The organism is Citrobacter sp. CK199, from assembly GCF_030333285.1.
GTDB classification, from domain to species: Bacteria; Pseudomonadota; Gammaproteobacteria; order Enterobacterales; family Enterobacteriaceae; genus Citrobacter_B; species Citrobacter_B koseri.
Genome location: NZ_JAOWGF010000028.1, coordinates 516,105 through 529,977 on the forward strand (window position 1 = coordinate 516,105; position 13,873 = coordinate 529,977).

The 13,873-nt window shown below is 54.7% G+C and carries 10 protein-coding genes; 2 read left to right on the forward strand and 8 right to left on the reverse strand.

The window, feature by feature from the left end; all coding sequences use genetic code 11:
* Positions 1 to 55: 55 nt before the first annotated feature.
* The 8 genes from OGX75_RS17410 to OGX75_RS17445 all read right to left on the reverse strand — a co-directional run bounded on the left by OGX75_RS17410 (position 56) and on the right by OGX75_RS17445 (position 8,971).
* Positions 56 to 1,363: a dicarboxylate/amino acid:cation symporter gene (locus tag OGX75_RS17410; protein ID WP_012133264.1), complete on the reverse strand. Its 1,308-nt coding sequence runs from the start codon at positions 1,361 to 1,363 to the stop codon at positions 56 to 58.
* 167 nt (positions 1,364 to 1,530) lie between these two features.
* Positions 1,531 to 1,848: a DUF4387 domain-containing protein gene (locus OGX75_RS17415; protein ID WP_012133262.1), complete on the reverse strand. Its 318-nt coding sequence runs from the start codon at positions 1,846 to 1,848 to the stop codon at positions 1,531 to 1,533.
* A complete protein-coding gene (locus tag OGX75_RS17420) occupies positions 1,845 to 3,215 on the reverse strand; it encodes an acyclic terpene utilization AtuA family protein (RefSeq protein WP_012133261.1) in 1,371 nt (456 codons plus the stop codon). The genes OGX75_RS17415 and OGX75_RS17420 overlap by 4 nt, the downstream gene beginning before the upstream one ends.
* Positions 3,216 to 3,218: 3 nt before the next feature.
* Positions 3,219 to 4,460 carry a methylaspartate ammonia-lyase gene (locus OGX75_RS17425; RefSeq protein ID WP_071259697.1) on the reverse strand — a complete coding sequence of 414 codons (1,242 nt, stop codon included), beginning with the start codon at positions 4,458 to 4,460 and terminating at the stop codon, positions 3,219 to 3,221.
* Positions 4,460 to 5,905, reverse strand: coding sequence for a methylaspartate mutase subunit E (locus OGX75_RS17430; RefSeq protein WP_012133259.1), 1,446 nt, complete (start codon positions 5,903 to 5,905; stop codon positions 4,460 to 4,462). The genes OGX75_RS17425 and OGX75_RS17430 overlap by 1 nt, the downstream gene beginning before the upstream one ends.
* Positions 5,906 to 5,923: 18 nt before the next feature.
* Positions 5,924 to 7,312 (reverse strand): methylaspartate mutase accessory protein GlmL, encoded by a 1,389-nt coding sequence (gene glmL, locus OGX75_RS17435; RefSeq protein WP_012133258.1) that lies wholly within the window; start codon positions 7,310 to 7,312, stop codon positions 5,924 to 5,926.
* A complete protein-coding gene (gene glmS / locus OGX75_RS17440; protein ID WP_012133257.1) occupies positions 7,312 to 7,761 on the reverse strand; it encodes a methylaspartate mutase subunit S in 450 nt (149 codons plus the stop codon). The genes glmL and glmS overlap by 1 nt, the downstream gene beginning before the upstream one ends.
* Positions 7,762 to 8,251: 490 nt before the next feature.
* The gene (locus tag OGX75_RS17445; protein ID WP_049008346.1) at positions 8,252 to 8,971 is read right to left on the reverse strand and encodes a GntR family transcriptional regulator; all 720 of its coding nucleotides are present in this window, start codon (positions 8,969 to 8,971) and stop codon (positions 8,252 to 8,254) included.
* Between the two features lie 177 nt (positions 8,972 to 9,148).
* Between OGX75_RS17445 and mngA the strand changes: the two genes are divergently transcribed.
* Both mngA and mngB read left to right on the forward strand, forming a co-directional pair.
* On the forward strand, positions 9,149 to 11,065 hold the full coding sequence (gene mngA / locus OGX75_RS17450; protein ID WP_058669157.1) for a PTS 2-O-a-mannosyl-D-glycerate transporter subunit IIABC: 1,917 nt from the start codon (positions 9,149 to 9,151) through the stop codon (positions 11,063 to 11,065).
* A 21-nt stretch (positions 11,066 to 11,086) separates the two neighbouring features.
* On the forward strand, positions 11,087 to 13,720 hold the full coding sequence (gene mngB / locus OGX75_RS17455; RefSeq protein WP_115614951.1) for a mannosylglycerate hydrolase: 2,634 nt from the start codon (positions 11,087 to 11,089) through the stop codon (positions 13,718 to 13,720).
* Positions 13,721 to 13,873 lie beyond the last annotated feature (153 nt).

Sequence of the window (13,873 nt, forward strand, 5' to 3'; positions counted from 1 at the left end):
AATGCGCAAACCGTAGGCCGGATAAGCGTTAGCGCCATCCGGCATCGCTGTGGTATCAGGACATCGCCACTTCTGAGTGTTCGGTTGCCGGGCGCTCCTGTTCCGGGGTTTTGACCGGTGCTTTGCCACGGCAGCCTGCGCCGAAGTGCTCGCCTTCCCAACGACCGACAATCGCCGCCCCCATCGCATTACTCATCACGTTGGTGGCAGAACGGCCCATATCGAGGAACGGATCGACGCCCATCAGCAGGATCAGACCGGCTTCTGGAATGTTGAACTGGTTGAGGGTAGCGGCGATAACCACCATTGACGCACGCGGCACACCTGCCATTCCTTTGGAGGTCAGCATCAGAATCAGCAGCATGGTGATCTGCTCGCCCATGCTCAGTTCAATGTTGCACGCCTGGGCGATAAACACGGTGGCAAACGAGCAGTAGGCCATTGAGCCGACGAGGTTAAAGGAGTAACCGATAGGCAGTACGAAGCTGGCAATCTTGGAAGAGACGCCAAATTTCTCCAGTTTGTCCAGCGTACCGGGGAAAGCCGCTTCCGAGCTGGACGTGGTAAAGGCCAGCAGCGCGGGTTCGAAGATTGCTTTGGTCAGACGACTGATGCACGGCCCGACAATCATTGTCGACAGGCCAATCAGGATCGCCCACAGCATCCCCAGCGTCAGGTAGAACTCGCCCATGAAGATCCCGGCGCTGACCATCACGCCCAGACCGCGTTCAGCAATCAAACCGGAGATGGCGGCAAAGACGGTCAGCGGCGCAAACAGCATCACGTAACCTGTCAGCTTCAGCATGACGTGCACCAGCGAGTCGAGCACTTTAACAATGGCGGCGCCTTTTTCACCAACGGCGGCCAGGCTGCAACCGAGGAAAATGGAGAACACCACAATTTGCAGGATCTCGTTGCGCGCCATCGCATCGATAATGCTGGTGGGCACGGCGTGCGAGATAAAGACTTTCAGCGTGAAGGGTTCAGACTGCACGGCGGCAACCGCGCCTGCGTCGTGTGCCACAAAGTTAATGCCTGCGCCTGGCTGGAACATATTGACGATGACCAGACCCAACGCAATAGACAACAATGAGGCGCAAATAAACAGGAAAAAGGTTTTAGAGAATATACGTCCCAGCGTTTTGGCATCGCCCATTTTGGCGATCCCCACCACTAATGTTGAAATAACCAGGGGGGCAATAATCATTTTTACCATGCGCAAAAATATGGTGGTAAAAATAGAGATGTCCTGGGCGTACGATTTTGCTGTTTCAGCCGATGCCATATTATTAATGGCCACCCCGGCAATCATGCCGAGTATCAGGCCTAATATGATCATTTTGGTTAAACTTATTTTTTTCATGTTTGCTCCATCGGATAATGGTTGGAGAATAATGTGTAGGGCAGCGCATACCCGAACGCAGAAAACCGCTCAGGTACGCACTTGTTATGACCAACCGCATGAATAATCAGGAAAACAGTGATACAGCAAAATCCTGTATCCTGATGGCTGTTGTTGTATTGTTATGACTACAAGTCGAAGGTAATACTTAATAGCGGCGCGTGTTGCTGCGCGCCATAAACATCATTGTCACCAACGTTGCCGGAAATAATATCGCGCGGCATGACAATTTTTACCGCATTTGCCGGATCAAACCAGACAATGCGATGAATAAAATCAGGCTCGACGTTATATAAACGGGCAATAAGCTGCGGCGTTAATTGTTCCGATGCTTTTACCCGCTGATAGTCTTCCCGGGTTTTAAACAAAATATCTAAAACCAGTTCGTACGGTCCGGCGTTTTTGGAACGGATCACCTGCGCCAGTGAGCAAATCGAGTGTTTCATGCCTGAACTCCTTCCGGCGTCACCTGTTCGAGGTGGAAATCAAATTGCAGCGCGTCGCTCGCTTCAATCAGGTGATAGATTGAAAACTCATACACTGGCCCGCTTTGAATGTCGGAAGGCGAGAACGGGAAGGCGAGGTTGCCCGCCGTCGCAATCCGGTTTTCATAGCCGTAGTGCAGGAGGGTGGAACGCACCAGCGAACAGACGCTGTTGGCGATATCCTGCGTCGGCGCGACCACGTCGAGCAATATGCCCAGTTCGTGCCCGGCGCTCTGCATCGGTTCATGATTGCCCATCACCCCGTTCTTACCGTACAGGTGGAACGTCATGCGGATGCTGTCATCATTCAGCGAGAGGTTACGCGCCACGCTGGTCTTCACCTCTTCGAGAATGGTGTCAATGCTGGCAATCATGATCGGGTCGCGCGTCCCGGCGATGGTCAGACAGCGGAAGCCCACCTGACGCGCGCCTTCCAGCTTCAGCGCGTACGGCGTCTCTTCGTGACGGGAACCGCTGACGTAGACCTCGCCCTCGTTGACCGCTTTGAAGCTGCACCCTTTCAGATTCAGCACGCCGCCCGGCCCTGGCAGGTAGTACGGATCGGATTTCTCATACAGGGTGTGCGCCGCCGCAGAGGTTTCGGTGAACTTGCGCTTTGGATTGAACGTTTTGAGCGTAAAGCCGTTATCGTCAATGATCCCCATCGCGCAGTCGGAACCGGAACCCGGCGTCGCGGCGATGGCCGCGCACTCAAGGATCTTACCGCAGTGCAGCGCCAGACCTTCATCAAAGCCCTGCATGATCGGCAGCGCCGCGAAGCAGGCCGGATCGTAAGCGCGTCCGCCCAGCACCACCTGCGCACCGGCTTTCAGCGCCCGCTGGAAAGGTTCGATGCCCATTTGCGCGACGATATAGGTGCTTTGGTCGATCGCGTCGTGGGTCAGTTCCGGGACGAAATCCAGCGCGGTGATTTTGCCGTTATCCAGCGCCTGGTGAACGATCGCTTTATCAACATCTGACGGGATAAGCGCCATCGAAAACGACAGCTTCTCTTCCTGAGCAATCTCAAGGATTATCTGGCGACACCACTCCAGATGCGGCGCCGCGCCGGAGCCTCCGGCAGTGCCGATCACCACCGGGATGTTGTTTTTCACGCCTGCGGTGATCATATAGCGCAGATCGCGTTTCACTCCCGCCCTGTCGGTAAAGGGTTTCCCTGCCCCCAGGTAGTGGGGGCCAGGATCGGAGGAACCGGCGTCAACGGCGATCAGATCCGGCGACTCCTCCATCGCTTTGCGAAAGCTCTCTTCCGGGAAGCCATAGCCCAGAATGGCCGTCGGCGATAAGATCTTAAATGTGCGTGCCATTTCTCAATCCTTTGTCTGCAACAGCGCGATGGTACGGTTCATCTCGTTAAACACGATGTTGAGACCTTCATCGAAGCCCATACCCGGTTTCACCAGCATCCGCATCGGGCGTGCGGCCAGCGCGACATGTACGCAGGTGCGGGCGCTGATCTCGGTTTCGTTACAGGTGCCGCCCTGATAGGCTTCCATCCCGTGTTTGTTGCAATAGAGCACGGCGTCAACGATGTTATGAATGCCGCCGAGATCCGGGGTTTTGATCTGCACCATGTGGCAACTGCCCGCGTCAGTGAAATCGACGATGTCCTGATAGGTGTTACACCATTCGTCAGCGACAATTTTCACGCCGGAACCGAGGCGGGTCAGCTCTTTGGTGATCGCGGTCAGCAGACGGATCTGATCCGGTTTGTTACCGGCATCCACCGGGCCTTCAATGTACAACGGCAGACCCTGCGCTTCTTTCTCCAGGCTGGTGATGTACTCCGCGCAGCGTACCGGGTCCATATCGAAGATCAGGCCGATGGTGCCGTAGACATCAATATGCAGCGTCGGGTGATAGCGTGGGCTGGTGCGCAGGCTCAGGATGCGATCGGACAGCCAGCGTACATACTCACGCAGTTTCTCGCCCTGAAAGCCCAGTTTCTCTTCCACGTTGTTGATCAGCGCATGCGGCAGCACGTCAACGCCTTTGAGGATCATCTTATCGACGGCGATATAGCGATCGTCGCCGCTCTGACCAAATAACGGAATCGCTTCCGGGACGCACGGCAACTGCCATTCATCGCAAACCACTTCTGCTTTCAGACGACCGGACGCCAGCGCGGTGGCGTCGAGCAGCGCCTGCGACAGGCCGTAACGCACGGCGGTGTGCAGCAGATTGCCGTCAATGCGCAGCTTGTCGAAGAAGCGGGCGTTCGGCAGGAACGCATCGACATCACGACCTTCCAGCAGCGGTTTAATGTGATCGTTCAGGAACGGAATAAAGTGCTCTGCCAGGAACAGCGGGTCACGACCGCCAGCGCCGGAATACTGCACGGCGGCGCAGTCACCGACCGCTACCGCGCCATTTTCCAGAATCAGCTGTACCGAGATGCACTCGCCCGCCTGACGCACAGAGGTAAAGCCGGGCGTGACCGGCGCGCCGGTATAAATGAATCCATCATGACCCGCGCCGTTTTTAATCGCCTGCTGATCGTCGAAATAGAATGAGGAGTAGCCAGCGGTGAAAAGGGCCTGTTTAATTTTCATTATGGTCTTCCTATTAATTGACTGTGGGATACCGCGTTGATGTCATCAACAACCATCTGGAATGAGGGCTTGCGTCCTTCAAAATGGGCGCGCTCAGCGACGTAATCGTGGTGCAGGGCGAGGATATCTTTCGGCAGTGGAACCGCACCGGCTTCAAGGATGCGAATGGCGCCGGAGTTATCGCGAACCGGCAGGATTTTGCCTGCGTTACAGGAGGCCGGGGCGAAAGGTACGTCCAGCACGCCGGCTTCAAAAGCCAGCACCGTGCCGCGCGCCACATCGCCGTTACCCAGCTCAAAGACTTTTTTCAGCACCGCACGGACTTCGCACTTAATCAGTTCGACTTCCTGTTCCACGGCCGCGCACGGCGGGAACTTCTGGTCGCTGACCATATTGAGCATCTGGCGAGAGGCTTTAAGCCCCTGGGCGTTTGCGGCGGCCGTTGGGATACCGAAGGCTTCGTGCGGACTCTTGGTGATCACTTTGGTCGCGCCGGACATACCCGCCACCGCCGCGCCCCAGGAGATAATGGCGAACGCTTTGGATTCATCTTCCGGGAAGCCGCCCATCCACTGGTGGAAGACAGTGCTCAGTTCGTAATCATCAAAGCCGTAGTTCTGGAAATATTCGTGGGACAGTTCGCGCAGTGACTGAATGGCGGCGATATCCTGCGTCAGGCTGCCCACCTGGCCATAGCCGACGGTAATCGACTTCACGCCCTGTTCCAGCGCCAGCAGACCTTCGATGATGGCGACCGCGTGGGACATAAACGGCGGGATCAGCGTGCCGGTCAGCGGGCCGAACGGCTCGCGGTTAATGCGGATGCCGTGCTCTTCATACATTCCCATCAGACGGTCGCAGTACTGCCAGTCGCGGATTGATTTTTCCAGCGTGACGCGCTTGGCGTAAGGAATGTTGTAGGAGATGCCGCCGCCTTCGTAGCTGGTGAAGCCGCTGGCCATCGCGATTTCCGCCAGCAGTCGCGCATCCGGCGTACCGTGACGAACCTGAATGGGTTTTTCCAGCGCTTCCGTCATCCGGCGGCAGGCAGCAACGCCGTGGTTGACAACCGGCAGGCCGTTCAGCTTAGAGGTGCCTGCTTCGATGGATTTTTGAATACCGATCGCCGCTTCTTCGTAACGGTTCAGACGGGTATAGGCATCGATGGTGCTGGGAAGCAGATCGCACTCTTCCTGCAACGTTTTGAGCAGCGCGATGTGTTCATCCATCAGCGCCACGCCCGCGCGCGGCTGGCTGAGCGTTTTGCCTTCCTGATCGGCTTTTAACAGGGCGTGAGAAAAGCGTTTTTTCTCTGGAATGGTTTGCTGATACTTCACGCCATCTTCAAAATTCTCGACGTCCTTGCCGGTATGCCAGGTTTGCAATACCTGATGCCGCTCGGTCATGAATTCGTCATGGGTTAATTTTTTATTTCGGAGTTCCATTCGTAGCTGCCTTAGGTTTTATAGGGTTAAACATTGAATACTGGTGCGAGCGGCGAGCTGCGGGTACAGCCTGGCGACGTTCGCCAGCAGAGGAAGCAAGCCTTTTGAATCGCGGTAATAGTCAAACTGCCCGGGTAAGAGAATGCGTCTGCCGTCATCGTCCAGCTCGCGGTATTTCAACCAGCGATGGATGTCGAACTGACTGGCGCGGGAGAGCCATCCGCCGGAACCGACAACTTTGCGAACGGTGGTGAGGTCGCGCCCCATCTGTAAGTCGACGTTGCCCACGCAGGTGCAGACCTGCTTTTTGGTGCCCGCGTGACGTTCGCTGGCATAACCCACGCACAGCCCTGCCAGCAGGGCGTCGAAGAATTTCTCTTCGTCGCTGCGGGGGAGGTAATCGGGGTGGGACACCAGGTGGCGCAGATAGCCGTAAAACGCCTCCTGACGCTCAGGCTGTTGGGCAAACACGACGTTTACCATCTCCTGGGTGCTTTCTCCGACCACAAGGGCAGAGACGCGCATCCCGAGATCGCCTTCAACGGTGCGTTTGACGAACGGTTCCGGCACGCCATGCAGCACGGTATCGGGAGAGAGCATATTGGCGCAGGCGGAGTACACGTCGGTGGTGGCGCCGCCCATATCGATCAGCATGAACTCTTTCCATGCGCTGTCGATGTCGCTGATGGCTTTAACCAGCTCGTAGACGGTCCACGGCGTTGGCATCGGCTCTTCGCCGGTTTCGCCAACAATCACGTCCAGCCCTTTGCCTTTCACGATGCGGGACAGGAACAGATCGCAAATGGCCTGGCGGGCGGCATACGGATTCGGGTGATCGAGGTCGGGCAGAATGTTGTCTACCGTGGTCAGATCTTTATGCCCCAGAATGGCCTGTACCTCATCCTGAATGTCACGGTTTCCGGCATAAATAATCGCGCAATCCAGATTTGAGTTCGCCAGCGCGCGTGCATTCGCCAGGCCGTAGCTTTCTTCGCCGCCATCCGTACCGCCGGTAAACAGCAGGATGTCCGGCGGCGAGTTTTCTAACGCCTGGATGTCATGGCGGTTGAGCTTATACGCGTAATATTGCGCGATCTTCGCCCCCGCTGAGTGGGCAGTAACTTTTGCGGATTCCAGCGTGATAGACGGCACCAGCCCCATAGCGGCGACGGCGAGCCCGCCTTTTGCCGATGAGGAGTATTTCAACTGCACTTCGCCGCTTTTCAGCAACGGACGAGCATCGGCGACATTCAGCACCTGATTCAGACTGGCAAAAAAACCGTCTGCCAGATGGTATGTGGTGGTTGGCGTCAGGACATGGTTCACCAGGGTTAACGCATCCCCCTCCCTGGCGAAGAGGGCGGCTTTGGTCCATGTCGAGCCGATATCGACAGAGACGATTTGCATCAGATGGCCTCTTCAAGGCAGCGCTGTTCAACACCATGACGCGGGTTAATGTCTCCGGCCATTAACCGGCACACATCTTCCAGATCATGACTTGGCGCAAAGACGCGGTTAAAGCCCATCTCTTTAAACTTCGCTTCCACGTCGGCAAAGTCATGTTTACCCACCACCAGATTGCCGCCGACATAGAGCAGAATGTCACCAATACCGCGTTCGATGCAGCGTTCACGTAAACCGAGGCAGTCGATATCGCCGTGGCCGTAAATGGATGACACGACAATCGCATCGGCGCCGGTTTCGATTGCGGCATCAATATATTCATCCTGGCTTACCATGACCCCCAGATTGATTACGCGAAAATCATGGGCAGTAAAAACGCGATCCAAAACTTTATTGCCTACTGCATGGCAGTCAGCACCAATGACGCCAATAACAAGTGTTGATTTTTTCATGAGTAATCCTCTGTAGAGCTGATGAACAAAAGGTAAGAGTCTTCGTTTAATATTGCGCACTCAGGTTTCTGCAACCTTTTAATAGTCATGGAGTGTCTGTGCAGGCGGGAAGGGATGCAATTGATCTATTTTCAAAATATCTTTCTTAAAACTAATGTTCTTAATTAATCATTGGAAGGGTGTTTGTTATCAATGAGTTATTATTGATTGTCCAGCTCTGGTTAATTTAATTGGAACAGGGGGTTAATAAATAATATGCTGTGTTTGTGATCGCGGTCTTATTTATTTTTGCAAACGGTTATTGAGAGATAAATATAATACAAAGGCAAAACTGTGAGTTAAATAACGGAACAGAAATGGATGTTTCTATAGGAACACGGTTCATTGTTAATGAAAGGATAAATATGATAATAATTTGTTCTTTCTTACCGGGCGGATTATTTGTGAGCCCGGTAGCATATTGTCACAATACCGTGAACAGAAAACATGATCAGCGCTGTTTTCTGCGCGCGATCAACGTAAATTTATAATCATCGGTATTAAACGCATTACGGCTATATTCAAATACCTGACCGTCTTTCAGAAATCCGCGAGAAACCTTTTCCAGGATCGGTTTGTTTGCGCTGATCGCCAGCGTGCGGCTCATTTCTTCGGTTGGCATGATCGGGATCAGCTCCTGCTCGCTGCGATCAATGACCATCTGCTTCACCTCTTCAATAAAGTGATACTTGGAATTTTCCATCACCTGCCAGGTCAGGTCGGGAAAGAGCGCCAGCGGCATCCATGTCTCTTCGAGGGCGACGGGTTTTTGCTTAATGTAACGCACGCGTTTTACGTGCCAGACCCGGTTGTTCTCCGCCAGTTGTAACTGGTTGCGCAGAAAGTCGTCCGCCGGGATCACTTCAAAAACCAAAACGTCACTGTGGGTGTCAACATGGCGATCGGCGAGTTTTTCGTAAAAGCTGGTTAACTGGTAAATGTCGTAATTGACCCGCTCTTCTTTCACATAGGTCCCGCTGCCCTGAATGCTTTCGATGATCTGCTGTTCGGTCAGTTGCTTGAGCGCCTGACGTACCGTGACCCGGCTCACGCCAAACGCATGCTGCAATGCCTGCTCGGTGGGTAACGCGTCGCCTGCTTTCAGTTCGCCACGTTCAATCTGCTCGCGGATTCGGTCAGCAATCTGTCGGTATAACGGTTTTTGGCTCATCTTTTTACTTTTGTATGAATGAATTAATACGACTTCGTTGATTATGCCCGATCAATAGCTCTTGTAAATAATACAAATTAAATACAAATTATTTTGCGTAAGTGAAAATGATCACATAAATGTATTGTTTCATCTGGCACAATTTCTGAAACATACAATGACAGTGTGAGGACTATGATGAACCTGACGACGTTAACCCACCGCGATGCGTTATGCCTGAACGCCCGGTTTGGCAGTCGTGAAGAGGCTATTCACGCGTTAACCCAGCGGCTTGTGCAACTGGGGAAAATTTCAGATTCCGATGCTTACCTTGAAGAAGTCTTTTTGCGTGAAAGCCAGGGGCCAACGGCGTTGGGAGAAGGGCTGGCGGTGCCGCATGGTAAAACGTCGGCGGTTAAAGAAGCGGCATTTGCCGTGGCCACCCTGCGCGAACCCATGATGTGGGAAGGGGTTGACGGGCCGGAAGCGGTGACGCTGATTTTTCTGCTCGCCATTCCGCCAGGCGAAGCGGGAAGCACCCATATGCAGTTGCTGACCGCACTCACCACGCGACTGGCGGATGATGACACCCGCGCGAGGATTCTGGCTGCGACCACGGCGGATGAGCTACTGTCGGCGCTGGACGACCAATATCAGGAAAGCGCTTTTCAGCCCTTACAGGATGCGCCGACCATCGTCTGCGTAACGGCGTGCCCGGCGGGGATTGCGCACACCTATATGGCGGCGGAGTATCTGGAAAAAGCGGGACGCAAACTGGGCGTGAACGTGTATGTGGAAAAGCAGGGCGCTAACGGAATTGAAGGCCGTCTTACCGCACAGCAGCTCAACGCGGCAAAAGCCTGCATTTTCGCCGCAGAGGTGGCGATAAAAGAGAGTGAGCGCTTTGCGGGCATTCCTGCGCTGTCGGTGCCCGTCGCCGAACCTATCCGCCATGCCGAAGCATTGATCCAACAAGCGCTGGCGCTGGAGCCCGTGCAGGGCGATCGCGCGGTTTACCAGGAAACGGCAGCGCCTAAGAGTCTGAAAACGGAGTTAAAACAGGCGCTGTTGAGCGGCATCTCGTTCGCCGTGCCGCTGATTGTCGCCGGGGGAACCGTACTGGCCGTGTCGGTGCTGCTGGCGCAAATGCTCGGCTTGCAGCATCTCTTCGATCAGGAGAACTCCTGGCTGTGGATGTACCGCAAGCTGGGCGGCGGGATGCTCGGCATCCTGATGGTGCCGGTGCTCGCCGCTTATACCGCCTATTCGCTGGCGGATAAACCCGCGCTGGCTCCCGGATTCGCCGCCGGCCTTGCCGCCAATATGATTGGCTCCGGCTTTCTCGGCGCGATCGCGGGTGGCTTGATCGCCGGATATCTGATGCGCTGGGTGAAAAACCATCTTCGCCTGAGCAGCAAATTCAACGGCTTCCTGACCTTCTATCTGTATCCGGTCATCGGCACCTTAGGCGCGGGCAGCCTGATGCTGTTTGTGGTGGGCGAGCCCGTTGCGTGGATCAACAACGCGCTGACCGCCTGGCTTAATGGGCTGAGCGGCGCCAATGCACTGCTGCTTGGCGCGATTCTCGGCTTTATGTGTTCTTTCGATTTGGGCGGGCCGGTCAATAAAGCGTCTTACGCGTTCTGCCTTGGGGCGATGGCGAACGGCGTCTACGGCCCGTATGCCATTTTCGCCTCGGTCAAAATGGTGTCCGCCTTCACCGTAACGGCATCAACGATGCTGGCGCCGAGGCTGTTCAAAGAGTTTGAGATCGAAACAGGAAAGTCGACCTGGCTACTGGGGCTGGCGGGCATTACGGAAGGGGCAATCCCGATGGCGATTGAAGATCCGCTGCGGGTTATCGGTTCTTTTGTTCTGGGGTCAATGGTGACGGGTGCGATTGTCGGCGCGATGAACATTGGTCTTTCGACGCCGGGCGCAGGCATTTTTTCACTCTTTCTTTTGCATGACGCCGGATACGGCGGTTTCGTCGCCGCCGCAGGCTGGTTTGGCGCAGCGTTAGTGGGGACAGCGATATCGACCACTATCCTGCTGTTCTGGCGTCGTCATGCGGTAAAGCAGGGCAAGTATCTGACTAACAATGTGTTGCCATAAACGAACTAACAGGAAACGAAGATGAAAGCAGTATCTCGCGTTCACATTACGCCGCACATGCACTGGGATCGTGAATGGTATTTCACCACGGAAGCGTCACGTATTTTGCTGGTCAACAATATGGAGGAGATCCTGACCCGCCTGGAGCAGGATGCAGAGTATAAATATTATGTCCTTGACGGGCAGACGGCGGTGCTGGAGGACTATTTCGCCGTCAAAGCGGAAAATAAAGCGCGGGTAAGAAAGCTGGTGCAGGCCGGAAAACTGATTATCGGCCCGTGGTATACCCAAACGGATACCACGCTGGTATCCGGGGAGTCGATCGTGCGTAATCTGATGTACGGTATGCGCGACTGCCTGGCGTTTGGCGAACCGATGAAAATTGGCTATCTGCCGGATTCGTTCGGCATGTCGGGGCAGCTTCCGCATATCTATAACGGTTTCGGTATTACCCGCGCCATGTTCTGGCGTGGTTGTTCGGAACGCCACGGCACCGATAAAACCGAGTTTTTATGGCAAAGCGCGGATGGCAGTGAAGTGACGGCGCAGGTGCTGCCGCTGGGCTACGCGATTGGTAAGTACTTACCGGAGGACGAGGCCGGGCTGCGTAAACGTCTCGACAGCTACTTCGATGTGCTGGAGCGCGCGTCGCTGACCAAAGAAATTTTGCTGCCGAATGGCCACGATCAGATGCCGTTGCAGCAAAATATCTTTGCGGTGATGGATAAACTGCGCGAAATCTACCCGCAGCGTAAGTTTGTGATGAGCCGCTTTGAAGAGGTGTTTGAACACATAGAAGCCCGCCGCGAGCAGCTTGCCACGCTGAAAGGCGAGTTTATTGATGGCAAATATATGCGCGTTCATCGCACCATTGGTTCGACGCGGATGGACATCAAAATCGCCCATGCGCGCATTGAGAACAAAATCGTCAACATTCTTGAGCCGCTGGCGACGCTGGCCTGGACGCTGGGGTTTGAGTATCACCACGGCCTGCTGGAGAAAATGTGGAAAGAGATTCTGAAGAATCACGCCCACGACAGCATCGGCTGCTGTTGCAGTGACAAAGTACATCGCGAAATTGCCTCCCGTTTCGAGCTGGCTGAGGATATGGCCGACAACCTGATCTGTTTTTATCAGCGCAAAATCGCCGACAACATGCCGCAGAGCGATGCCGACAAACTGGTGCTGTTTAACCTGATGCCGTGGCCGCGTGAAGAGGTAATTAACACCACGGTACGCCTGCGCGCCAGCCAGTTCTCTCTGCGGGATGATCGGGGCAATGCCATTCCTTATTGCATTCGCCATGCCCGGGAGATCGATCCCGGTTTAATTGACCGCCAGATTGTGCATTACGGTAACTACGAGCCGTTTATGGAATTTGATATCCAGATCCAGCAGATTATCCCTTCAATGGGCTATCGCACGCTTTATATCGAACCGAACGCTGCGGGCAATGTGGTGAGCCCGACGGTTTCATCAGACGCGCTGCTGGAGAACGCGTTCTGGCAGATTACGGCGAATGATGACGGTACGCTGAACCTGCGCGATAAAGACAGCGGCGTGCGTTATCAACGCATACTGGCGCTGGAAGAGGGGTCAGACGATGGCGATGAGTACGATTACTCCCCCGCCAGAGAAGAGTGGCTGCTTACTTCGACGACGGCAAAACCGGAATATGAAGTGATTCATGACGCGTGGCAGAGCAGGGTTGTCATTCGCTATACCCTGGCGGTTCCGGCGAATCTTGCCGAACGCAGCGCGCGGCAGCGCAACGGAACGTTAGGCGTGGAGATCGCCGTCACCTTGAGCCATAACAGCAGACGCATTGATGTTGAGGTGGCGCTGGATAATCAGGCTGACGATCACCGCGTGCGGGTGTTAATCCCCACGCCGTTCACGACGGATGTTGTGCTGGCGGACACCCAGTTTGGCGCAGTGACGCGTCCGGTACAGGACAGTGCGATGGAAAACTGGCAGGAAGAGGGGTGGAAAGAGGCGCCGGTGCCGGTCTGGAATATGCTGAACTATGCGGCGCTTCAGGAAGAGAGAAATGGCCTTGCGCTTTTCACGGAGGGATTACGTGAATTTGAAGTTATCGGCGAAGGGAAGAAAACGTTCGCCTTGACGCTCCTGCGTGGGGTGGGGCTGCTGGGGAAAGAGGATCTACTGCTGCGACCAGGGCGGCCTTCCGGCATCAAAATGGCGGTGCCGGATTCACAAATGCGCGGAATGCTGCGCAGTCGGTTTAGCCTGTTCAGCTATAGCGGAACGCCTTTTAGCGCCGGTGTCGCGCAACAGGCGAAGGCGTGGCTGACGCCTGTTCAGTGCTATAACAAAATTCCCTGGGATGCGATGAAACTCAACAAGGCCGATGTTTGCGTACCGGAACATTACAGCCTGTTAACGATGTCGCCGGTGGGCTGCCTGTTAAGCGCGCTGAAAAAAGCAGAGGATCGCGATGATGTCATCCTGCGCCTGTACAATCCGTCCGAAACAACCTCATGTGATGCCACCGTTGCCTTCGGCAGAGCCGTTAGCGCATGTACAGAGACCATGATGGATGAACAGGCGTGCCCTGCGAAAGGAGAGGGCGCAAGTGGGGCTGGCCTCTTTCTGCCGGGGCAGTCCCGAACGTTTAGCTACACGCTTGCCTGAATCTCAGACAAACAGATTAAAGCCACGCTTAGCGTGGCTTTATTGTTAACGGAATAATAACAATCCGGTGTTAATTTCAATGGGCTCAAAAGTAAAATATTTGTGATTATTTTCATGGCGAATTGACCCTGTGGAAAATTACGCTGAAGCGTC

Excerpts from the sequence above, each read along its gene's own strand:
- OGX75_RS17410 (WP_012133264.1), bottom strand. The coding sequence starts at position 1,363 with ATGAAAAAAATAAGTTTAACCAAAATGATCATATTAGGCCTGATACTC.
- OGX75_RS17415 (WP_012133262.1), bottom strand. The coding sequence starts at position 1,848 with ATGAAACACTCGATTTGCTCACTGGCGCAGGTGATCCGTTCCAAAAAC.
- OGX75_RS17420 (WP_012133261.1), bottom strand. The coding sequence starts at position 3,215 with ATGGCACGCACATTTAAGATCTTATCGCCGACGGCCATTCTGGGCTAT.
- OGX75_RS17425 (WP_071259697.1), bottom strand. The coding sequence starts at position 4,460 with ATGAAAATTAAACAGGCCCTTTTCACCGCTGGCTACTCCTCATTCTAT.
- OGX75_RS17430 (WP_012133259.1), bottom strand. The coding sequence starts at position 5,905 with ATGGAACTCCGAAATAAAAAATTAACCCATGACGAATTCATGACCGAG.
- glmL (WP_012133258.1), bottom strand. The coding sequence starts at position 7,312 with ATGCAAATCGTCTCTGTCGATATCGGCTCGACATGGACCAAAGCCGCC.
- glmS (WP_012133257.1), bottom strand. The coding sequence starts at position 7,761 with ATGAAAAAATCAACACTTGTTATTGGCGTCATTGGTGCTGACTGCCAT.
- OGX75_RS17445 (WP_049008346.1), bottom strand. The coding sequence starts at position 8,971 with ATGAGCCAAAAACCGTTATACCGACAGATTGCTGACCGAATCCGCGAG.
- mngA (WP_058669157.1), top strand. The coding sequence starts at position 9,149 with ATGAACCTGACGACGTTAACCCACCGCGATGCGTTATGCCTGAACGCC.
- mngB (WP_115614951.1), top strand. The coding sequence starts at position 11,087 with ATGAAAGCAGTATCTCGCGTTCACATTACGCCGCACATGCACTGGGAT.